Below are 21,318 nucleotides of genomic sequence, written 5' to 3'. Positions count from 1 at the left end.
ATCGCAGGCCTCCCCCGCCTGTGACCTGCGAATTCGCGCAGTCCCCCGATCGCGCGACGCACACCCCGAAGGAGGAAGCGTGAGCAAGATCCGCAAGAGCCTGCTCGCCGGCGCCGCCGTCCTCGGCACGTTGGCCATCGGAGCGGCCCCCGCGCTCAGCGCCGAAGAGCCCAGCGCGGCCACGAGCCCGGTCGCCGCCTCGCCCTACCTGTACAACGGCTGGGGCAGCCCGCCCGCGCCCGCCGACGTCATGAACGCGACCGGCATCAAGGACTTCACCCTCGCCTTCATCAATTCAGACGGCGGCTGCAACCCCGCGTGGGACGGCCAGCGCCCGCTCGACGGCCAGGACAAGGCCACCATCGACGCGATCCGCGGCGCCGGCGGCGACGTGATCCCGTCCATCGGCGGGTACTCCGGCACCAAGCTCGGCGAGGTGTGCGGCGACGCCCAGCAGCTGGCGGGCGCCTACCAGAAGCTGATCGACGCCTACGGCCTCAAGGCCATCGACGTCGACATCGAGGCCACCGAGTTCGAGAACCAGGCCTCGCGCGACAAGGTCATCGAGGCCCTGAAGATCACCAAGGAGGCCAACGAGGGCCTGCTGACCGTGGTCACCTTCCCGACCACGACCACCGGCCCGAACGAGAACGGCAAGGCGATGTTCGCCAAGGCCGCCGAGATCGGCGCGAACATCGACGTCTGGACGCAGATGCCGTTCGACTTCAACGGTTCCGACATGGCCGCGGACACCATCTCCGCGACCGAGGGGCTCAAGGAAGCGCTGAAGTCGAGCCTCGGCTACGAGGACGCGGACGCCTACGCGCACTCCGGCATCTCGTCGATGAACGGCAAGACCGACGTCGAGGGCGAGATCGTCGACCAGGCCGCGTTCCAGAAGATGGCGGACTACGCCAAGGAGAAGAGCCTCGGCCGCTTCACCTTCTGGTCGGTCAACCGCGACCGGCCGTGCAGCGGCGGAGCCGTCGACTCCTGCAGCGGCATCGAGCAGCAGGACTGGGACTTCTCCAAGATCGTCGCCGGTTTCCAGGGCTGACACCCCGGCTCCAAGCGGCCCGTCCTCTCCCCGGAGGGCGGGCCGTTCCCAGTTTTGGGGCTCATTGCAGAATCACTTTGCTTGGCGGTGCGGGTAGCGGAACCTCACACGCCGCCTGGACTCCGTGCGCCACTCCTGATGTATGCCAATACACGGCGTCGCGGCGTACTCATCCAGACGACGTGTGAGAACCCGCGGCGGTGCGGGCTGAGTCCCACACCTGAAGCAACGACACCCACCAGGTCCCAGTTTTAGTCATAACTGAGCCGACATTTCGGACATGATCATGGCTCGGTTTGGACTAAAACTGGGACTCGATGAGGCATCCGCGGAAGTCCCCGGCTGCGGGGCGGTAGTTTCGGTTCCGTGGATGAGGAGACGTTCGAGCGGGTGCGGGCCGTGGTCGAGTCGATCCCGCCCGGCCGGGTGCTGTCCTACGGCGACGTCGCCGAGCTCGCCGGGCTGCGGTCGCCTCGCCTCGTCGGGCGGATCATGTCCGAGGACACCGCCGACCTGCCCTGGTACCGCGTGCTGCGCTCCAACGGGACCGTCGCCGACCACCTCCGCCACCGGCAGCTCGAGCTCCTCCGCGCTGAAGGCGTCCTCGCCCAGGACGGACGGGTGAACATGCGCCACTACCGCTGGAGCAGCTGACCCCCGGTTCGACTCGCCCGCGCGCAGTGCCAGGTCAAGGCCGCTTCGCATTCGAATCTCGCGCGAAATCGGACGGACTCAGGCTCGCGGGGTGCGGGTGGGGAGCCTTTCGGCGACCAGGCGGATCAGGGCAGCTGTGCGGGCTCGGTCCGGGGTCTCGTGGGGCAGGCCGGCCCGGACGATGGGGGCCGCGGTGACCGGACCGACGCAGGCGATGAAGACGCCATCGCGCAGGGCCTCTCGCAGCGCGTCACCCCGGTCCGTGGCATCGGCCCTGGCCAGGAAGTTGGTAGCCGCGGGCGCGCTGGTGAACGGCAGCGCGTCGACCTCACCGGCGATGACGGCGTCGATCAGGCGATCCAGCGGGTCCAGGTCGACCGGATCCGTCCAGCGGTAGACCGCGACCGGCACCACCTCGGCCCCGGCCTCGGTGAGTTCGCGGCGGAAATCGAGCATCGGGTCGCCGTGGACCTGCAGCACGACGCGCTTGCCCGCCACACCCCGTTCCAGCAGGTAGGTGAGGATCTCGGCGGATTCCTCCGACGGCGAGGTCCACTCCTCGCGGAGCCCCGCCCCGCGCACCGCTCCCTTGGCCTTGGCTCCTCGCGCGACCACCCGCGCACCGCTGAGGTGCTCCACCAAGGCGTCGCCGGCGGCCTCCACCCAGCCGCGGAAACCCACGCCGGTGATCGCCACGACGAAGTCCACCGGAGCGGAGAGCACGCGTTCGGTGGCGGTGGCGAGCTCGCCGTCCTCGGGCAGGGGAACCGTGTGCATCGCGGCACCGAACAGCACGCGTGCGCCCCTGCGGGACAGCAGGCTCCCGATCTCCTCGGCCTTGCGCTCCGCAGTGACACCGACCGTGAACCCGCTCAGAACGTCCTGCACGCGCCCATCGTCACACAGCGAGCGAGCGCCGACCGAGGCCGGAGCGACCAGGTCAGAGAACTTCGAGCACCATCTGCGAGGCGCGTTCCAAACCGGTCAGCGTCTTGGCGTTGGAGCGCGGGTGCAGCGCGTGCACCGAGAGCCGGAACAGCAAGGCGCGCAACAGGGCCTGCGGCCAGTCGGTCAGGTGCGACCAGCGCTCCACGATGGCCGGATCCGCTCCGCCCCAGGCCAGCGAATCCACGACCACCACGGCCGCGGCCCACTCGGCGGGCCGCCAGTAGGCGTTGAAGTCGATCACGCCGGGTGAGGCGTCGCCGGCGAAGAGCACGTTGCCGAACAGGTCGCCGTGCACCACCTGCGGTTGCAGCTGCACCTGGCGCCGCGAACCGGCCAGCACGTCGTAGAGACGACCGCCCTTCTCCTGCGGCAGCACGTAGTCCTCTTCGCCCCAGGCCATCCGGTCGGCCAGCGCGTAGATGTCCTGGCGCAGCTGGAGGAACCTCGGGCGGGCCACGTACCTGCTCGCGGCGTGCAGCCGCAGCGACATGGCCACGACCTCGTCGTGGCGCGGTTCGGGACGGCCCATGACATCGCGGCTCGCCGACCAGCCGGACACCACCCAGCGCCCGTCCGTCGACCTCACCGGGCGCGAGATCCGGACGTCGTCAGGTTCCAGCACGTCGAGGGTCTGCGCGACCCACGCGGCCTCCGCGGTGTTGGCCGCGGGCTTGAGCACGATCTCGCCGCAACGCCAGGCGACCGCGCCGTCCAGGGCCTCGGGCTCTTCGACTCGCGCCCCGAACGCCGCGCACACGTGCGGCGGTGGCGGCTCCGGCGTAGCACTCACGCGGCAGACGCTACCTCGAAGATCGGCGATTAGGCAGCAGGCACTCCGCATCTACGCAAAAGCGGTGCGCCGGTCGGAAAACCGGCGCACCGCCCTCGATGACTGCGATCAGTAGGTCGGCAGGCTCTTGTCGACCTGGTTGGCCCAGCCCAGGACACCGCCGCCGACGTGCACGGCGTCGGCGAAACCGGCCTTGTGCAGCGCCGCCAGCGCCTCCGCGGAACGGCCGCCGGACTTGCAGTGCAGGACGATCTGGCGGTCCTGCGGCAGTTCGGACAGCGCGTCACCGGAGAGGATGCGGTCCTTCGGGATGAGCTTCGAGCCGTCGATCTTGACGATCTCGTACTCGTGCGGCTCGCGGACGTCGATCAGCTCGAACTTGTCGCCGCGATCGAACTTCTCCTTGAGCTCCTGCGGGGTGATCGTCGAGTTCACCGCCGCCTGCTGCGCGTCGTCGGAGACCGCACCGCAGAACGCCTCGTAGTCGATCAGCCCCTCGATCGGCTCGCCGTTCGGGTCCTTGCGGATCTTGACGGTGCGGTAGCTCATCTCCAGCGCGTCGTAGATCATCAGCCGGCCCAGCAGGGTCTCACCGATGCCGGTGATCAGCTTGATGGCCTCGTTGACCATGATCGAACCGATGGAGGCGCACAGCACGCCCAGCACACCGCCCTCGGCGCAGGACGGCACCATGCCGGGCGGCGGCGGCTCGGGGTAGAGGTCGCGGTACTGCGGCCCGTGCTCGGCCCAGAACACGCTGGCCTGGCCCTCGAAGCGGAAGATCGAGCCCCACACGTACGGCTTGCCCGACAGCACCGCGGCGTCGTTGACCAGGTACCGGGTGGCGAAGTTGTCCGTGCCGTCCAGGATCAGGTCGTAGTCGCGGAAGATGTCGAGGGCGTTGTCCGAGGTCAGGTGCGTCTTGTGCAGGTTGACCTGGACGTAGGGGTTGACCTCGGCGATCGAGTCCTTCGCCGAGTCCGCCTTGGAGCGGCCCAGGTCGGACTGACCGTGGATGATCTGGCGGTGCAGGTTCGACTCGTCGACCTCGTCGAACTCGACGATGCCGAGCGTGCCGACGCCCGCGGCGGCCAAGTACAGAAGCGCCGGGCTACCGAGCCCGCCGGCGCCGACCACCAGGACCTTGGCGTTCTTCAGCCGCTTCTGCCCGTCCATCCCGACGTCCGGGATGATCAGGTGGCGGCTGTAGCGCGCGACCTCTTCCTTGGTCAGCTCCGACGCCGGCTCGACCAGCGGCGGTAGCGACGTTGCGCCGGACATTCCCAGCTCCTCCTCTGGTGGCGGCACCGCTCGCTGCGAGAGCGGCCGATGCCTCAAAAGCGTCCTCGTGTTCCCAACGGGTAACACGGAATCTGCAACGCAAGCCTGAACGATCCGATTCCCCAACCCAAACTACTCCCAGCATCCGGGACGCCCGGGCCGGTCGTGCGGGCGCGCCTAGAAGCCGGGCGCGACCGGGAAGGGCCAGGCGTTGGGGCGGCAGACGAACCCGTCCGAGTCAATCGAGGTGCCCTGGTCGGCGACCTGGTTGAGGTCGTGCAGCTCGTTGTTGGCGACGCTGAACGTCTGCTGCATCATCACCGGCGCCAGCGCTCCCTGCCCCGGGCACCCGACGTGCTTGTTGCCGAAGACGTGGCCGACCTCATGGTTGATGGCGTACCGGCGGTAGTTGCCGATGTCACCTTCGAACGACACCGCGCCCCGCACCCAGCGAGCCGCGTTGAGGTAGACCATGTCGCCCTTGCGGCACGAGCTGTCGTAGGGCACGCCGTCGGTGTAGTCGCAGGCTTCGCGGGCCGTCTGCTGGCTCACCAGGATCACCCGGAAGTCCGGCTGACCGGTGTTCGCATCGACGCGCTGCAACGAGATGCCGCCCGCCTGCGGGTTCGTCCAGCTGCGCGGATCCGACAGCGTCGACTGCACCAGGTTGCCGAACTCGGCGTTCGGGTCCGGCAGCTCCACGCCGACCTCGACCTCCACGCTGTAGCGGTAGAGCTGGCCGGCCCCCACGACCGGCGAGGAGCCCGGCAGCACCTGGAAGGTGCGGGCACCGGTCTCCGGGACCGGCCCGCCCGGCGGCAGGTCGGCGGAGAACATGTTGACCGGGTAGGTCTGGCTCGGCGGCGCCTCGCGCACGACCGGCTCGCCAGGTCCCTGCTCGGCGATCGGCGGCGGTCCGGTCAACGCGGCGTTGACGTCGCCCGGCCGCACGGTCTGCAGGACCGCGAGAGCCGTGATGACCACCAGCAACGGCAGCGCGTAGACCCGCCAGCCGTAGCGCCCCAGAACGCTCTTGCGGTGCCGGGCCCGGTAGTTGCCCTCCGGCTTGTCCGGTGTCCAGGACGCGGCGAGCGGCTCGTCGCCGGGCGCCTCCCCGCGCTTGCGGGGACGGTCCGCGAGCCCACGGGACTCACGCGCGGAATGATCCGCCGGATGGCGGTCTTCCGCGGGGTCGCGGGAGGGCTGCGGCGGGCGGGTCACCCCACTAGCGTGCCACAGCCCGACCAGCCAACTCCGTCACACCGACCACTCGGGGTGAGCAGCGCGGAAAAGATCACCCTTGTTGCGTAAGAAGTCGTTTCGGGCCGGTGTTGCCAGTGCGCACCCGCCGCGAGCCCGCGCGCCGACGACGTCGAGTCACCAGGTGCTGGAGAGGGCCAGTCCCAGGACGGCGCGGGCGACCATCGCGGGCCTCTCCATCTGGGCGACGTGGCCGGTGCGCGGCAGCACGAGCAACCGCCCGCGCGGGAGCAGAGTCGCCGTGCGTGGTGCCTTGCGGACCGAAACCACCCGATCGTTGTCACCCCAAATCACCAGAGCAGGGGTGTCGACTCGAGGCAGCAGCCGCCACAGCGAGCGCGAGGGCGCGACCACCCACGAACGCATCAGCTCGACCGTGGTCGTGGCCAAGGCGACGGTGGCCCACGGCAGCCCCGCGCGCTCGGCGAACTCCTCGGCCGCCTCGTCCAAGCGGTGCGGCGGGACGAGGTCCGGTTCGGCGAAGCACACCCGGAGCAGCTGCTCGGCGCGCTCCCTGGGGGTGACCTCGGCCAGCCTGCGGCGGGTCGGCGGTCCGATCACCGGCAGCAGCGCGAGCGCCAGGCGCGGGTCGGAGATCCGCTTCGGGCTCGGCCGCAGGTCCGGCATCGCCGGGGAGATCAGCGTCAGCGTGTTGACCAGGTCGGGCCGGCGCGCGGCGACCTCGGTGGCCACGGCCGCGCCGAAGGAGTTGCCGGTCAGGTGCACCGCGCCGGCACCCAGCTCGACCAGCAGCCGGATGATCAGGTCGGCGTTCTCCTGGCGCGTGTAACCGAAACCGGCCGGGGGCCGGGAGCGGCCGAAACCGGGCAGGTCGACGGCGACGCTGCGCAGCGTGCCCGAGAGCTGCGCGGAGAGGTCCGTCCAGTTCGTCGACGAACCGGCGAGTCCGTGCAGGTGAACAGCGGTCTCCGCGCCAGGCGGCCCGGTTGTCTCGCGCACGTGCACCTGAGCGGGACCGCACTCCGGCCCTGCGGGCAGGTCGACCTGACGGCCTGCCGGCGGGAGCAGGTGGAGGTCCAGCTCCGGCAGGCCGTCGACCAGCGGCACCCGGGTCAGGGCGTCGCGATCCAGCCGGTTCCGCCGGGTCGCCCGGTGCAGGTTCAGGTCGGTCGCACGCGTCGTCATCGGTACAGGATGCAGCCCGAACCGGGCGGATTGCGGTAGGCGCCTTTACTGGCGAGTAGAGTCGGGGAAGTTTGGGGGCTGCATGGCCACCGATCGCGGCAGAAGGAAGAGGCGAGGATGACCGGGACCGCGCAGCCGAACAAGGGAATCCGGTTGCCCCGCGACGCGCGACGGGCGCAGCTGCTCGAAGCGGCGCAGTACGTGTTCGTGCACAACGGCTACCACGCTGCGGCGATGGACGACATCGCCGAGCGCGCCGGAGTCAGCAAACCGGTCCTCTACCAGCACTTCCCCGGCAAGCTCGAGCTGTACCTGGCGCTGCTGGAGACCCACGGCAACGAGCTGGTCCGGCGGGTCCGCAAGGCGATCGAGTCGACCACCGACAACAAGCTCCGGGTTCGCGCCGCGATCGGCGCCTTCTACGAGTTCGTGGCCAGCGAGGACCAGGCCTTCCGGCTGGTGTTCGAGTCCGACCTGCGCGGTGAGCCCGCGGTGGAGAAGGCCGTCGAGAGCTCGCTCTCGGGTTGCATCGACGCGATCACCGACGCGGTCACGGCCGACGCCGGCCTGGACGCCGACCGCGCCCGCCTGCTCGCGGTGGGCCTCGTCGGCCTCGCCCAGGTCACCGCCCGGGACTGGCTCGACGAGACGCAGAAGATCCCCCGCGACGAGGCCATCAACCTGATGTCGACCCTCGCCTGGAAGGGGCTCGCGGGCTTCCCGCTCCAGAACTCCTGACCCGCCCTACAGGAGCGTGGCGATCCGGGTGGTGATCTCGGCGGTGCGCTCCAGCGGCAGCATGTGGCCGGCGCCCGGGTAGAGGTAGAACCGGGCGTTCGGCAGGGCTCGGGCGATCTTGTCCGCGTGGTCCTTGGGCGTCAGCCTGTCCGAGAGGCCCGCGAGGACCAGCGTGGGAACCTCGTTGAGCCTGGCCAGCGCCTCCGCCCGCTCGTGCACCGCGAGCGATTCCCGGTAGGCGGCCATGTTCTTCGGGTGGCAGGTGGCCAGCCAGGACGCCGTCGCGGCGACGTCCTCGCGCGCGGCCTGCTTGCCGAACAGCAGCCACCGAACGCCGGGGCGCAACCAGGCAGAGGCACCGCTGACCCGCTTCGCTCCGGAGCTCGCCAGGTAGCGGCGCAGCGCCCGCTCACCGGCGTTGAACACGTCCGAACCCCGCTGGGGCAGACCGAAGCTGGGAGCGGCCAGGTCCCCCGACGAGGTCGCCACGAGCGCCACCCCGCGAACGCGGTCGAACACCTGCGGGTGCTGCTCGGCGAGCGCCATGATCGCCATGCCGCCCATCGAGTGCCCCGCCAGCACGATCGGCCCCGCCGGAACCCGGTCTGCGATGATCTCCGCGAGGTCTTCAGCGCAACGCGCGATGGTGGCCTCACCCGGTTCGGCCGGCCTGCTAGCCCCGTGGCCGCGCAGGTCGAAGCGCAGCGTGCGCACGTTGCGCCCGGCCGCCGCAGGCAACCCGGCGGCGATGCGGTCCCAGCTGTGCTTGCTCAGCGTCCAGCCGTGCACGAACAGCACGGTGACCGGCGCGTCCGCAGGACCCTCGTCGATCAGCCGCAGCTGCGCGCCGTCGCTGGTGATGAACTCGGGGCGAGTGATCGTCTGCACTGGAACTCCATGAATTTGCGTGTTACCTTCAGTAACAGTAACCTCGGGTAGCGTGAGCCACGGTTCCCGACATGTCAAGGCCGCCCGGAACGACGAGCACAAGGGCGACGCCCGCAAGGAGCGATGGCGGGAGCACCGCCTGGCCCGACGCGCCGAACTCGTCCAGGCGGCGGTCCGCGCCATCGGCGCGCACGGCGCCGACGTCGGCATGGACGACATCGCGGCCGAGGCCGGCGTCAGCAAACCCGTGCTCTACCGGCATTTCAGCGACAAGAGCGACCTCTACGTCGCCGTCGGCGAGTGGGGCACCACCCTGCTGATGGAGCGGCTCGCACCGCTGTTCCGGATCAACGGCTCCGCCAACGAGCTCATCCGCCGACTGCTCGAGGCCTACTTGAGCGTCATCGAGGAGTACCCGGACCTCTACCGGTTCGTCGTGCAGCGCAACTTCACCGACCGGCCGGTCGCCAGCGACCCGGTGTCCCACGAGAAGACCGTCATCGCCAACTCGCTGACCCGGCTGCTCGGCCGCTACATGCGCGCGCTGGGCCTGGACTCCGGCGGCATCGAGGTGTGGAGCCACGGGCTGGTCGGACTCGTGCAGGCCAGCGGTGACTGGTGGCTGGACCGCCAGACGATGAGCCGCGACGACCTCATCACCTACCTGGCGCAGGTCATCTGGTCGGCCATCGACGGCGTGCTGCGCTCGGCGGGCCTGACCCTCGACCCCGACGAGAACCTCGACCTCCTCGACGACACGCACCTGGAGGCCGTCGAGGACCAGGACCTGGGCTGAACGCGTCGAGGGGCACCCCGGACCGCTCCGGGATGCCCCTCGTACAGCTCGAATCCGGGTGTCAGCCGACTCCGAAGCCCACCCGCGGCACGTCGCCCGGTCCGATCTCGACGTAGGCGATCTTGCTCGACGGAACGATGATGCGCCGCCCCTTGTTGTCGTCCAGCGCCAGCACGCTCACGTCGTTCTTCAGCGCGTCCGAGACCAGCGACTCGATCTCCTGCGGGGACTGTCCGCTGTCGACCGTGAGCTCGCGCGGACTGTCCACGACGCCGATCTTGACCTCCACGCCGAACCTCCGTAGGGCACTAGAAACGATGTGACGGGCCAAGGCTATCCCAGCCACCCCACGAGGCACGGGATCTGCCCATTCGCTCAGAGCGAATGCCTGCGCAGGACCCCCGGCCGGCACCGCCGCCGCCGCACCAGGTCCCAGTTTTAGTCCAAACTGAGTGGACATTTCGGACATGATCATGGCTCGGTTATGACTAAAACTGGGATTCGGTCTCCAGCGCCCTGCGTCGGGGGCGGGTGTTGCGAGGACTTGCCGGGAAGGTTCAGCCCAGGCCTAGCTGGCCCATTCGTTTGGTGTGATTGCTCTGCAGCCGCCGGAACATGGCGCCGATGCCGGTGAGGTCCCCGGACCCGGTGATGATCAGCTCGGACAGCGCGTCGCGCTCGGCGACCACGTACTGGGCCTGGGTGATCGCCTCGCCGAGCAGCCGCCGCCCCCACAGCGTGAGCTTGTCGCGCAGCGAGCGGTCGTCCGCGCAGGCCGCCTGGACCTCGCGCTCGGCGAACGCGGAGTGCCCGGTGTCGGCCAGCACCGTGAGCACCAGCTCGCGGTTGCCCGAGTCCAGCCACTCGGCGACCTCGCGGTAGAAGTCCGCGGCGAGCCCGTCACCCACGTAGGCCTTGACCAGTGATTCCAGCCACGAGTGCGGCGCGGTGGAGGAGTTGAACGCCTCGAAGGGCTCGGCGAAGGGCTGCATGGCCTGGTCGACCTTGACCCCGCGGGCCGCCAGCGCCTGCTCCAGCATCCGGTAGTGGCCGATCTCCGCCGCCGCCATGCTCGACAGCGCAGCCCGGCCGGTCAGCGTCGGAGCTGTGCGCGCGTCCTCGGCCAACCGGTCGAACGCCGACAGCTCGCCGTAGGCCAGGGCCGCGAGCAGGTCCACGACCCCTTCTTGGTAACGCTCGTCACTTTCACCGGGCATCGTGGCGCGCTGGTCAGCCTCGTTCATGGCTGCGAGCGTAACCGTCGGCACGCCCGAGTTATACGCGCCACGTCAGTTTTGGCTTCAGAACAGGTATCCTGGCGGCCGGAGGAGCAATCGGCGTCCTGACGGCGCGGTCGAACACCGTGGGGTCGGCTCCCCGAACGTCACGATCCGGGCGACGGGCGCCCGAGCGGGACGGCCCCGGACATGTCGGCGCGACGCGGCTCGAGCGAACGGCTCGGCGGCTGTGGCGCGCATGCGATGCCGATGACGACAACGAACCAGCCAGCGGGGTACTCGCCGCTGTAGCGAAACGAAGGCGCGCACCATTACGTCGGTGACCACGAGCACTCCGAGCAGCCGCAACAACGCGGCCGCCGTGTGCCGGGAGGACGTCGCCACGGGATCGGCCCGAACCGGGAGGAACGCGCGCAGGTACCGAGAGAGGCGATCATTCTGACGTTCACCAACAGCCAGGCCCCCGGCGGCCTCGAAGATCACACCGGGGGCGGCACCCCCGACATCTCCAACAGCGATGCCCCCGAGGCCGCTCAGGAGCACCTCCCGCCGACGTTCGCGGAGCTCGACGTCCACCCGGACATCGTCAAGGCGCTCAACGACGGCGGCATCGAGCGGACCTTCGCCATCCAGGAGCTGACGCTCCCGCTGGCGATGCGCGGCGAAGACCTCATCGGTCAGGCCCGCACGGGTACCGGTAAGACCCTCGGCTTCGGCGTCCCGATCCTGCACCGCGTGGGCGGTGCGGGCGACGGCACTCCCCAGGCCCTGATCGTGGTTCCGACCCGGGAACTGTGCCTGCAGGTCACCCGCGACCTCACCGACGCCAGCAAGCACCTGGGCGTGCGCACCCTCGCGGTCTACGGCGGTCGCCCCTACGAGGAGCAGATCTCCGCGCTGCGCAACGGCGTCGACGTGGTCATCGGCACCCCGGGCCGCCTGCTGGACCTGGCCGAACAGCGCCACCTGGTGCTCGGCAAGGTCTCCGCGCTGGTCCTCGACGAGGCCGACGAGATGCTCGACCTGGGCTTCCTGCCCGACATCGAGCGGATCCTGCGGATGGTCCCCGAGCAGCGCCAGACGATGCTGTTCTCGGCGACCATGCCCGGCCCGATCCTGACCCTGGCCCGCACCTTCATGACCCGCCCGACGCACATCCGCGCCGAGCAGGCCGACGAGGGCGCGGTGCACGAGCGCACCCGCCAGTTCATCTACCGGGCGCACTCGATGGACAAGTCCGAGCTGATCGCGAAGGCGCTGCAGGCCGACGGCCGCGGGCTCGCGATGATCTTCAGCCGCACCAAGCGGCAGGCGCAGAAGCTGGCCGACGAGCTCACCGAGCGCGGCTTCGCCGCCGGTGCCGTGCACGGCGACCTGGGCCAGGGCGCCCGGGAGAAGGCGCTGCGCGCGTTCCGCTCCGGCAAGGTCGACATCCTCGTCGCCACCGACGTCGCGGCTCGCGGCATCGACGTGGCCGGCGTGTCGCACGTGATCAACCTGCAATGCCCGGACGACGAGAAGACCTACGTGCACCGCATCGGCCGCACCGGCCGCGCGGGTCGCGAGGGCGTGGCGATCACGCTGGTCGACTGGGACGAGGAACCGCGCTGGAAGATGATCAGCGACACCCTCGGCCTGGACAAGCCGGAGCCGGTCGAGACCTACTCCACCTCGGCGCACCTGTTCGCCGACCTGAGCATCCCGACCGACGTGACCGGGCGGCTGCCGCTGGCCAAGCGCACCCGCGAGGGTCTCGACGCCGAGCCGGAGGGCGAGGCCGGTGAGTCGGGCGAGGCCAAGCGCCCGCGCCGCAACCGCCGTCGCACCCGCGGGGGCAAGGACCCGGCCGGTGGCGAGGCCGGCAACGGCGCCCGTCACGACTCCGACGCGGAGACCCGCCCGACCCGGCGTCGCAACCGCCGCCGCACGCGCGGGGGCGACGAGGTCAACGCCGAGGTCGGCGCCCAGCAGTCGGAGACCCCGGCCGCCACCGAGTCCGGCTCGGCCGACGCCGGCGACCGTCCGCGCCGTCGTCGTCGCCGCCGCGGCGGCCGCGGTGGTGGTGGCGGGGAGGGCTCCTCGGAGTCCACCGACAACGGCTGACCTGTGAACACCCGGAGATCTCGGCCTCCCCGGAGGTCGAGATCTCTTCGTGTCAGGCCCCGTTTCGTGCACGGGTAAGCTCCCGCGTGGAGCAGTCGAGTGCTTGGGGAGTTGGTTTGGTCCGGCCGGAGCGGCGCACGCGGGGCGACCTGGCCGCGGTCGCGGTGATCGTGGTCGCCGCCCTCATCGGCTCGGTCGTGCTGTGGCTCAACAGCGACGCCCGAGCGACCCTCTCGGAGACCGCAGCCGAGCCGCTGCCGAAGCCACCGGCCCCCACCTCGGTGCCCGCGGCCCTCCACGAGGTCTGGCGGGCTCCGAGCACCGAGACCCCGGTTCCGGTGATCGCGCCACCCGCGGTGGTCACCGGCGCGGGCAACGAGGTCGTCGGCCACGATCCCATGACCGGGCGGATCGCCTGGCGCTACGCCCGCGACCTCCCGCTGTGCACGATCGGCACCGAGTGGGACCGGGCGATCGCGGTCTTCGGCAAGTCGCACAACTGCAGCGAGGTGACCTCGCTGCGCGGCGCGACCGGTGAGCGCGGACCGCAGCGCAACACCGACGCGGAGTTCGGCACCCGGCTGCTCGGCGACGGCACCTACCTGACCGCTACCGGCAGCCGCTCCTTCGAGACCTGGCGCTCGGACCTGGTGCGCACCCAGCAGTTCGGCATCCCGCCGCAGCTGAAGAACCCCGAGAACAACATGGAGCGCCCCGACTGCACCTACTCCTCGATCGCGGTCGGGGACGGGCGGATCGGCGCGATCGAGAACTGCCCCGGCGAGACCGGCCGGATCACCGCGATCAAGGCTCACCCGAAGGACGACGAGAAGCCCGACCAGGTCTTCAGCGTCTCCCTGGGCAGCCGGGACGCCTCGGTGGTGGCGGTGACCGACGAGCGGGTCGCCGTGGTCATGCGGGACAGCGGGCAGCTGATGCTTTTTGACAACTCGGGGCAGATGGTGGCCAGCTACCCGGTCCGCACGGGCCCGGACACGGGCGACGACAACGTGCGCGTCGAGAGCACCGCCATCGGCAGCCGCGTCTACTGGCACACCGGCGTGGACACCATCGCGCTGGACGAGAAGACCCTCACGCCGCTGTGGACGAGCCCCGACACGCTCGGGGCGGGGACTTCCTTGACCGATCGGCTGGTGGTGCCGGTGAACGGCGGCATGGCCGTCCTCGATCCGGCGACCGGAGCCCGGGAGCGGGTGATCCCGGTGGACCGCGGGAACTACACCGGTCCGGTCCGGCTCAACTCGACCGGTCCGATCGTCCTGGAACAACGCGGCGACACCCTCGTGGCGCTCCGCTGATCGAGGGGCCGCACGGACCCGGTCAGCGCTTCTCGGTTCCAGCCGGAACCGTCACCACCACCAGAACCAGAGCGACCCGAGCACCACGACCAGCACGCCGACGACGGCCCAGCCGCCGTTGCGGTCGCGGTTGCGGTCCGCGTAGGTCTGCAGCGCGAGCGCGACGAGTCCCGCGACGACCTGCGAGATCACCGAGCCGATCCCCGGGCCCTGCTGTCCCTGGCCGGTGGCCCAGAACTGGACGCCGATGAGGGCCAGCCCGAGCAGGAGCGACCCCATCGCCAGCGCACCGCTGAAGCTGCGCAGCGTGGTTCCCGCCGCGCTCACCCGCCGAGGCTGGGCGAGCTCGTGCCGGGAGCGCGGACGCCGATCCTCCGGAGCCGTCCGGCGCGGACGGGGTGGGGGCGGCATCCGGCGCGCGGCGTCGCCCGGAGGCATGTGTCGCGTGCGGGGCGGCGGGGTTCGGCGTTGCGGGGCTGGTGCGTGCATCGGCCCGTCCTCTGGTTGAAAGCTCATCCGTCCCCCAGCAACGACCAGGGGCGCAGATCGGGTGCGGCCTGCTGTCCCTCGGCGCAGTGTGCCCGGAAATCGCACCAGGAGCAGTGCGGTCCGGTCCTGACCGGAAATTCGGCCTCCGCAACGCTGTCGGAGTCCGGGGACGCGGATTCCAGTGCGTCGGTTGCTCCCTGGAGCTCACCCGCCAGCCGTTCAGCGCGTTCCCGGAGCCCGTCGAGGGACTCGGCGGTGTGATCCCAGGCCGCGACCGTACCGGTCGGCAGGTGATGCAGCTCAACCCGGTTGCACGGCCGACGCAGAGTTTTGCGCACCGCGAGCGCGTACAACCCCAGTGCCAGCGAGTTCTTCGCGTCGTCGACGCGCAGCCCGTGCCTGCCGGTCTTGTAGTCCACCACCACGAGCTCGCCGTCGCGCTCGTCGACCCGGTCCACCCGGCCCTCGGCGATGATCTCGCCGACCGGTGCGGACACCCAGCGCTCGATCGCGACCGGGGCGAAGTCCGAAGGCAGTCCGGCCACGTACTCGTGGACCCAGCGCTGTGCGCGTCGCCGGTGCTCGGCGGCCTGGTCGGCGTCGGCGAACCCGTCGGACTTCCAGCACCGGTGCACCAGCACCTCGGCGCGCTGCGGGGTCCGCTTGTCCGGCCGCAGCTCGAAGTAGGCCTTCAGCGCGTTGTGCACGACGGCGCCGAGCGTGGCGTTCGCCCACGCTCCACCGCGTTTCGGAGCCGGTCTGTCCAGGTACGTCATCCGGTACCGGCGCGGGCATCCGGCCCACGTCGACAGGCGGGCGGGCGTGACCCGCACGAGCTTCCCGGGGATGCCTTCCAGGCCGAGCTGCTGCTGCACGTCGCCCAGCCTACGCAGCACGGCCCGCTCCCAGATCAGCTGATGACCTTGCTCCCGGTGCAGCGCGCGATGATTCGCTCCAACGAGTCCGGCGCCGTGGTCTCCTGGCCGACCCGGATCGTCTTGTTCGTCCCGTGGTAGTCGCTGCTGCCGGTCGGGATGAGGTCGAGCTCCGCGGCCAGCTCGCGCAACTTCGCCCTGGTGGGCTCGTCGTGGTCGGGGTGGTCGATCTCCACCCCGGCCATCCCGTGATCGGCCAGCTCGGCCACGACGTCCGCGTTGACCACCGGCCCCCGCTTGTGGGCGAAGGGGTGCGCGAGCACCGTCGCACCACCCGCTTCGGTGATCATGTCGATGGCCCGGTGCACCGGCGTGTCGGTGCGCGGCATGTAGTAGCTGCCCCGGCTGCTGAGGTACTTCGCGAAGGCCTCGTCGACGCTGGCGACCGTTCCCGCCTCGACCAGCGCGCGGGCCAGGTGCGGGCGTCCGCCCGGGGAGTCCGGCGGCAGACCGGCCATGATCGCTTCCGGGTCGATCGGGAAGCCGTCCTCCGCCATCCGGTGCGCCATCTGGTGCAGCCGCTCGCGGCGCTCGGCGCGCAGCCGCGACTGCTCGCGCACCAGCGCGGGTGAGGAGGGGTTGAACAGGTAGGCCAGCAGGTGCACGGTGACCCTGCCGCCGCGCCCATCGGGGCTGGAGCACGACAGCTCCGCGCCCGGCACCAACCGGAAGGTTCCCGGACGGCCGAGTTCGCGCACGGCGCGCTCGGCTTCCGCCCAGCCTGCGGTGGTGTCGTGGTCGGTGATCGCGACCGCGTCCAAGCCGGCGGCGACGGCGGTCGCCACGAGCTCGGCAGGCGTGTCGGTCCCGTCGGACTCGGTGGAATGCGCGTGCAGGTCGATGAGCACACCTCAGTGTGACCCATGACCCGGCGCGGCGGACCTCCACTTCGGTGATCCCGGCCACCCGAGATCGCGCGAACCGTTGAGGTCCGGTCCGGATCGTGCACCTCCGGCGCTTCCGCCGGGGTTTCTGACACGTCGTCCGGGTGAGGACTGCACGACGCCGCGCGGGAGTCGTGGTGCCCGGAGGCCGGACGACGCGCCAGGTTTCCGCTGCCGCACCGCCGAGCGGTGCGACCGCGGGAACAGGTCTTACAACTTCGCTGCTTTCCGCTTGCCCACCGCTGCGCGGCGAGCCTTCAGCATCGAGAAGCGGTCCTGCTGCTGGCCCTTCTTGTCGCCGAACACCAGGCCCGAGATCGCGTCCTCGACCTCAGTCGGGTTCGGGACGTACTCGATCCGGTTGAGGGCCTGGATCTGACCTGCCGATTCGACGATCAACGTGCCGTACCCGAACATCCGGCCCATCAGCGAGCGGTGGAAGGTCAGGTCGGTGACCTTGGTGACCGGCATCATCGCCACGTTGGTGGTGATGATGCCGGTCGTGATCAAGAACCTCTTGTCGGTCACCACGATGCGCTCCACGTACCAGTCGAGGACCTGGTAGGTGAAGCGCATCAGCACGACCAGACCGGCGTACCAGAGGATGTTCTGGAACAACCAGGAACTGCTCGGTGGCAGCAGGTACGACACCAGCACGAGGCCGACGAGCAATCCCGCCGCCTCGAACAGGTCCCACACCAAGCTGGCCCAGTGACGCCGAACCCGGATCACCCGGCGCTCGGAGTCCAGCAGGTACTCGTCGGGATCCCTAGGAGCGAACAAGGCACCCGCCTTCCCGCGATTCTCGCTTTATGCCTGGAAGAGGTTCTGCATGAAGGTGATGACGGCTTCTGCAGCACCACGAAGACTGGCCAGGATGCCGTTCACGACATTGCTGGCTTGGTCCGGCGCGGAAAACAAGAAGAACAGGAGGAAAGCAACCACTGCCCAGGTGAGGATTTTCTTCATGTTCACTGTGACGCACCCCGTCCGAAAAAGCCCTTGAGTAGCACAGGCGCCTGCTGATCCGTTGTACCGCACTCCGCCCCTTTACGGCAGCTTTGTACCGCACTTGGGTCAGTCGTTTCCGGGCAGGCCCGGACCAACTACCCTCCGTGTTGATGATCGTATCTGAGAAACCCGTGATCCGCTGCGTCGGAGCTCTCATTTTTGATCCCGAAGGCCGGTTGTGCCTGGTCAAGCGGGCCAATGACCCTGGGAGGGACAAGTGGTCGATCCCCGGGGGCCGGGTGGAGCACGAAGAAACCGATCATTCGGCGGTACGGCGCGAGGTTTTCGAGGAAACCGGGCTCGTCGTCACCGTCGGTGATCTCGTTGGCCGGGTCGAGCGACCCGCGCCGCGCGGAACCTTCGAGATCCTCGACTACTCCTGCCGGAGTAACGAATGGGCGCTTTCCGCTGGTGACGACGCCGCCGCCGCAATGTGGGCGGATGGTGCGACTTTCGCCACACTCGATCGAAATGGAGAGCTGACCGCCGGATTGGCCGAAGCGCTGAGCGCTTGGGATTGTTTACCCCGCAATGAGTGAGCGGGAATGCCGCCGGGTTACGCGGTGCCCGCGGTGTTCGTGACGATCGGTGGACCGGCTCCCGCGCGAGCCCTTTTCCCGGGTGCCCGAATTAGTCGACTGGTCCGCTTTCGCGTTCAGTTCCCGCTGCCGGCTGTGACGTGCGCTTGACGCGGTTGTCACCAGCCCCCTCGGACGGAGTATGGTTCCCGGTTGGCTGATGCAGTGCCCACCCCGTGTGGTGGATGACCTTCGGGAGGTGAGGGATCGTGAGCAGTAGTACCGACAGCGCACTTCCGTGCAGTATCAACCGCATCCCCGCCGAGAAGGCCCGCCGCTGAATCAGCGAGTTGGTTCTCCGGCCCATCAGGGGCCGGGCCGGGATGTGAGACCCCGCAAGCGAGAGTGATCTCCGCCCGAGGGAACACCGCTGCAGTGCAGTCCCCGGACCGCCGTCCGGATGACCACCGACCGGACCACCGGTCTGGCGCCGCGCACATCCCTGGGCCTCGGACCCCCATGGAGGCCATCGTGCCGAACCTTCCTTCGCTCGGTCTGCGCAACCGCAACGGCCGCGCGGCCCAGCCCGTCGCGCGCAAGCCCGCACCCGTGTCCGCCTACGTCGTCGACTGCGGGGTCTACGTCGACGGCCACCGGCTCGAGGGCGCCTGGAACCACGCCGACGCGATCGAGGAGGTTCGCCGGCGCGGCACCGGGTTCGTCTGGATCGGCCTGCACGAGCCGACCGAGGAGCAGATCAACGGCATCGCCGAGACCTTCGGGCTGCACGAGCTGGCGGTCGAGGACGCGGTGCACGCGCACCAGCGGCCCAAGCTGGAGCGCTACGACAACACGCTGTTCATGGTGCTCAAGACGGTCCGCTACGCCGACACCGAGCACCGCACCGCCACCAGCGAGATCGTCGACACCGGCGAGCTCATGGTCTTCCTCGGCCGCGACTTCGTGATCACCGTCCGGCACGGCAAGCACGCGGAGCTCGGTGACCTCCGCTGCCGGCTGGAGGAGGACCCGGAGCAGCTGGCGCTGGGCCCCTCGGCGGTGCTGCACGGGGTGGCCGACACCGTGGTGGACAACTACCTCGACGTCACCGAGGCCATCCAGGACGACATCGACGAGATCGAGGCCGAGGTCTTCGAGCCCCGGACCAAGATCGATGCCGAGCAGATCTACCTGATGAAGCGCGAGGTCATGGAGCTGCGCCGGGCGGTGCAGCCGCTGTCGAAGCCGATGCAGCGGCTGGCCGAGGGCTACACGCCGATGATCGCCGAAGAGGTCCGCTCCTACTTCCGCAACGTCGAGGACCACCTGGCGCGGGTCTCGGAGATGGTCGGCTCCTTCGACGAGTTGCTGACCACCCTGGTGGACGCGACGCTGGCCAAGATCACGCTCCAGCAGAACACCGACATGCGCAAGATCTCGGCTTGGGTCGCGATCATCTCCACGCCGACGATGATCGCCGGGATATACGGCATGAACTTCGACTACATGCCCGAAACCACTTGGCAGTTCGGCTATCCGATGGTGATGGTCGTGATGCTCATCGCCTGCATGGTGTTGTTCAAGATCTTCCGGAAGAACAAGTGGCTGTAACGATTCCGGTGCCCGAGACGATGTCATTGATGAACGTGAGGAGGTCCGACATGCCAGCGCTGAACACCTGCGCGCACCACCAGCAGCGGCTCCTCTCCGGTCTCCCCGGGCTCAGTCCCGTGTCCCGGCGGGAGACCGCCGAGAAGTTGTTCCAGCACTCCGCTTGGGTGCAGCGAAAACCCGGCGCGATGTGGGACGTGGTCCCCGCGCCGAGCGCCTCGCCGCGCTGACGGCACATGCCCGGGTAGACCGCGGGCCACATCGTGAAAACGGATCTGCAGCAACCAGAATCTCGTTTCCACGTTCGGAGGCACCGCTATGACTCGCCTGCTCTCCAGCAAGCTCACCTTCCTCGTCGCCCTGCTCGCGGGCTGGATCGCGACGGAGTTCGTGCTCATCGCCAACCAGCTTTGAGCGCAGCGCGAAGGGGACGGCTCCAGCCCTGATCCCAGGGCCGGGACCGTCCCCTCCTTCATGCGCTACCTGATCGTCGCCCCGGTGCCGGGGTTGAAGAGGTGGATCTTGTCGGTGTCGAACCACACCGACAGCGACGCGTTCTCCCTCGCACCGGACTCGACCGACAGCCGGGTGACGACCTGACCGTCATCGGTGGGGACCTCGGAACTCCCGCTGTCGGCGGCGAGTTCGTCGAGTTCCGCGCTGCTGGCCTTGGCTCCCGGCAGGGTGAAGTAGACGTACTTGTCCGAGCCCATCTCCTCCACCACGTCCACCTCGCCGGTGAACGTCGCTCCCCGGGTCTTGATCGCGTCGTCGACCAGCGCGGCGTCCTCGAAGTGCTCCGGCCGGATGCCCAGCACCAGGTCGCGGGGCGCGTCGGCGGACTCCACCGCCCTGCGCAGCCGGTCCGGCAGAGGAACCGCTCCCAGGGCGCTGCGCAGCTCGCCGTCCGCGAGCTCCACCGGCACGAAGTTCATGGCGGGCGAACCGATGAACCCGGCCACGAACAGGTTCGCCGGGTTCTCGTAGAGGTGTTGCGGCGCGCCCACCTGCTGCACCACGCCTCCGCGCAGCACCACGACCCGGTCTCCGAGGGTCATCGCCTCGGTCTGGTCGTGGGTGACGTAGACGGTGGTGGTGCCCAGCTGCTTCTGCAGCTTGGACACCGAGGTGCGCATCTGCACCCGCAGCTTCGCGTCCAAGTTGGACAGCGGCTCGTCCATCAGGAAGGCCTTCGGGCTGCGCACGATCGCCCGGCCCATCGCCACCCGCTGCCGCTGACCACCGGAGAGGTTGGCCGGTCTGCGGTCGAGGTGGTCGCCGAGGTCGAGGATCCTCGCGGCCTCGGCGACCTTCTCCGCGACCGTCGCCTTGTCCACTTTGGCCAGTCGCAGCGGGAACGCCATGTTCTCGAACACCGTCATGTGCGGGTACAGCGCGTAGGACTGGAACACCATCGCGATGTCCCGGTCCTTGGGCGCGCTCTCGTTCACCCGCTCGCCGCCGATGCGCAGCTCGCCGCCGCTGATGTCCTCCAGTCCGGCGATCATGTTGAGCGTGGTCGACTTCCCGCAGCCCGACGGACCGACCAGGATCACGAACTCGCCGTCGGCGATCTCCAGGTTGACCTCGTTGACCGCCAGCGCCCCGTCCGGGTAGCGCTTGGTCACCTTGTCCAGCACGATGTCGGCCAC

At 69.5% G+C, this 21,318-nt stretch carries 23 protein-coding genes; 9 read left to right on the top strand and 14 right to left on the bottom strand.

What is annotated here, in order from left to right:
• The first annotated feature begins 79 nt into the window (after nt 1-79).
• Both FHU35_RS22250 and FHU35_RS22245 read left to right on the top strand, forming a co-directional pair.
• Nucleotides 80-1,057 (top strand): chitinase, encoded by a 978-nt coding sequence (locus tag FHU35_RS22250; protein WP_145742947.1) that lies wholly within the window; start codon nt 80-82, stop codon nt 1,055-1,057.
• Between the two features lie 366 nt (nt 1,058-1,423).
• Entirely contained in the window at nt 1,424-1,711 is a 288-nt protein-coding gene (locus FHU35_RS22245; protein WP_145742933.1) for an MGMT family protein, read from the top strand.
• A gap of 78 nt (nt 1,712-1,789) precedes the next feature.
• Here the strand turns inward: FHU35_RS22245 and FHU35_RS22240 are convergent, their stop codons facing one another.
• From FHU35_RS22240 to FHU35_RS22220, 5 genes are all read right to left on the bottom strand, one after another.
• Complete coding sequence (locus FHU35_RS22240) at nt 1,790-2,599, bottom strand: uroporphyrinogen-III synthase (protein ID WP_145742931.1); 810 nt, start codon at nt 2,597-2,599, stop codon at nt 1,790-1,792.
• Nucleotides 2,600-2,651: 52 nt separating this feature from the next.
• Nucleotides 2,652-3,449 (bottom strand): TIGR02569 family protein, encoded by a 798-nt coding sequence (locus FHU35_RS22235; protein ID WP_246110498.1) that lies wholly within the window; start codon nt 3,447-3,449, stop codon nt 2,652-2,654.
• Between the two features lie 108 nt (nt 3,450-3,557).
• Entirely contained in the window at nt 3,558-4,730 is a 1,173-nt protein-coding gene (gene moeZ / locus FHU35_RS22230; RefSeq protein WP_145742926.1) for an adenylyltransferase/sulfurtransferase MoeZ, read from the bottom strand.
• A 177-nt stretch (nt 4,731-4,907) separates the two neighbouring features.
• Complete coding sequence (locus FHU35_RS22225) at nt 4,908-5,951, bottom strand: DUF3152 domain-containing protein (RefSeq protein ID WP_145742924.1); 1,044 nt, start codon at nt 5,949-5,951, stop codon at nt 4,908-4,910.
• A 156-nt stretch (nt 5,952-6,107) separates the two neighbouring features.
• The gene (locus FHU35_RS22220) at nt 6,108-7,136 is read right to left on the bottom strand and encodes an alpha/beta fold hydrolase (protein ID WP_186459563.1); all 1,029 of its coding nucleotides are present in this window, start codon (nt 7,134-7,136) and stop codon (nt 6,108-6,110) included.
• A gap of 117 nt (nt 7,137-7,253) precedes the next feature.
• Between FHU35_RS22220 and FHU35_RS22215 the strand changes: the two genes are divergently transcribed.
• On the top strand, nt 7,254-7,874 hold the full coding sequence (locus FHU35_RS22215; protein ID WP_145742922.1) for a TetR/AcrR family transcriptional regulator: 621 nt from the start codon (nt 7,254-7,256) through the stop codon (nt 7,872-7,874).
• A 6-nt stretch (nt 7,875-7,880) separates the two neighbouring features.
• Here the strand turns inward: FHU35_RS22215 and FHU35_RS22210 are convergent, their stop codons facing one another.
• Nucleotides 7,881-8,762, bottom strand: a complete 882-nt coding sequence (locus FHU35_RS22210) for an alpha/beta fold hydrolase (protein WP_145742919.1) — start codon at nt 8,760-8,762, stop codon at nt 7,881-7,883.
• A 52-nt stretch (nt 8,763-8,814) separates the two neighbouring features.
• Here FHU35_RS22210 and FHU35_RS22205 point away from each other — a divergent pair, with 52 nt between their 5' ends.
• Nucleotides 8,815-9,558: a TetR/AcrR family transcriptional regulator gene (locus FHU35_RS22205; protein WP_145742917.1), complete on the top strand. Its 744-nt coding sequence runs from the start codon at nt 8,815-8,817 to the stop codon at nt 9,556-9,558.
• Nucleotides 9,559-9,619: 61 nt separating this feature from the next.
• On the opposite strand, the gene FHU35_RS22200 is transcribed toward FHU35_RS22205, so the two are convergent.
• Together FHU35_RS22200 and FHU35_RS22195 are read right to left on the bottom strand one after the other, a co-directional pair.
• Nucleotides 9,620-9,847, bottom strand: coding sequence for a DUF3107 domain-containing protein (locus FHU35_RS22200; protein ID WP_145742914.1), 228 nt, complete (start codon nt 9,845-9,847; stop codon nt 9,620-9,622).
• 268 nt (nt 9,848-10,115) lie between these two features.
• Nucleotides 10,116-10,802, bottom strand: coding sequence for a ferritin-like fold-containing protein (locus tag FHU35_RS22195; protein WP_145742912.1), 687 nt, complete (start codon nt 10,800-10,802; stop codon nt 10,116-10,118).
• 498 nt (nt 10,803-11,300) lie between these two features.
• Between FHU35_RS22195 and FHU35_RS22190 the strand changes: the two genes are divergently transcribed.
• On the top strand, nt 11,301-12,899 hold the full coding sequence (locus tag FHU35_RS22190) for a DEAD/DEAH box helicase (protein ID WP_145743784.1): 1,599 nt from the start codon (nt 11,301-11,303) through the stop codon (nt 12,897-12,899).
• Between the two features lie 116 nt (nt 12,900-13,015).
• A complete protein-coding gene (locus FHU35_RS22185) occupies nt 13,016-14,218 on the top strand; it encodes an Rv3212 family protein (RefSeq protein WP_145742910.1) in 1,203 nt (400 codons plus the stop codon).
• A gap of 51 nt (nt 14,219-14,269) precedes the next feature.
• Here the strand turns inward: FHU35_RS22185 and FHU35_RS30000 are convergent, their stop codons facing one another.
• The 5 genes from FHU35_RS30000 to FHU35_RS29400 all read right to left on the bottom strand — a co-directional run bounded on the left by FHU35_RS30000 (nt 14,270) and on the right by FHU35_RS29400 (nt 17,501).
• A complete protein-coding gene (locus tag FHU35_RS30000) occupies nt 14,270-14,545 on the bottom strand; it encodes a hypothetical protein (protein WP_246110497.1) in 276 nt (91 codons plus the stop codon).
• A gap of 185 nt (nt 14,546-14,730) precedes the next feature.
• Nucleotides 14,731-15,603, bottom strand: a complete 873-nt coding sequence (locus FHU35_RS22175; RefSeq protein WP_281290257.1) for a RecB family exonuclease — start codon at nt 15,601-15,603, stop codon at nt 14,731-14,733.
• A 14-nt stretch (nt 15,604-15,617) separates the two neighbouring features.
• The gene (locus FHU35_RS22170) at nt 15,618-16,490 is read right to left on the bottom strand and encodes a PHP domain-containing protein (protein ID WP_145742905.1); all 873 of its coding nucleotides are present in this window, start codon (nt 16,488-16,490) and stop codon (nt 15,618-15,620) included.
• Between the two features lie 246 nt (nt 16,491-16,736).
• On the bottom strand, nt 16,737-17,309 hold the full coding sequence (locus tag FHU35_RS22165) for a PH domain-containing protein (RefSeq protein WP_145742903.1): 573 nt from the start codon (nt 17,307-17,309) through the stop codon (nt 16,737-16,739).
• Nucleotides 17,310-17,336: 27 nt separating this feature from the next.
• The gene (locus tag FHU35_RS29400; RefSeq protein ID WP_175547979.1) at nt 17,337-17,501 is read right to left on the bottom strand and encodes a cytochrome c family protein; all 165 of its coding nucleotides are present in this window, start codon (nt 17,499-17,501) and stop codon (nt 17,337-17,339) included.
• Between the two features lie 146 nt (nt 17,502-17,647).
• Here FHU35_RS29400 and FHU35_RS22160 point away from each other — a divergent pair, with 146 nt between their 5' ends.
• From FHU35_RS22160 to FHU35_RS22150, 3 genes are all read left to right on the top strand, one after another.
• Nucleotides 17,648-18,076 carry an NUDIX domain-containing protein gene (locus tag FHU35_RS22160; protein WP_186459562.1) on the top strand — a complete coding sequence of 143 codons (429 nt, stop codon included), beginning with the start codon at nt 17,648-17,650 and terminating at the stop codon, nt 18,074-18,076.
• Between the two features lie 510 nt (nt 18,077-18,586).
• Nucleotides 18,587-19,666 (top strand): magnesium/cobalt transporter CorA, encoded by a 1,080-nt coding sequence (corA, locus tag FHU35_RS22155; protein WP_145742900.1) that lies wholly within the window; start codon nt 18,587-18,589, stop codon nt 19,664-19,666.
• A gap of 50 nt (nt 19,667-19,716) precedes the next feature.
• The gene (locus tag FHU35_RS22150; RefSeq protein ID WP_145742897.1) at nt 19,717-19,896 is read left to right on the top strand and encodes a hypothetical protein; all 180 of its coding nucleotides are present in this window, start codon (nt 19,717-19,719) and stop codon (nt 19,894-19,896) included.
• A gap of 249 nt (nt 19,897-20,145) precedes the next feature.
• On the opposite strand, the gene FHU35_RS22145 is transcribed toward FHU35_RS22150, so the two are convergent.
• Nucleotides 20,146-21,318, bottom strand: coding sequence for an ABC transporter ATP-binding protein (locus tag FHU35_RS22145; protein ID WP_145742894.1), 1,173 nt, complete (start codon nt 21,316-21,318; stop codon nt 20,146-20,148).

The sequence above is a fragment of the Saccharopolyspora dendranthemae genome, assembly GCF_007829955.1.
GTDB classification, from domain to species: Bacteria; Actinomycetota; Actinomycetes; order Mycobacteriales; family Pseudonocardiaceae; genus Saccharopolyspora; species Saccharopolyspora dendranthemae.
Note: the sequence above shows the minus strand (reverse complement) of the source record. Positions and strands in the feature narration are given on the sequence as shown.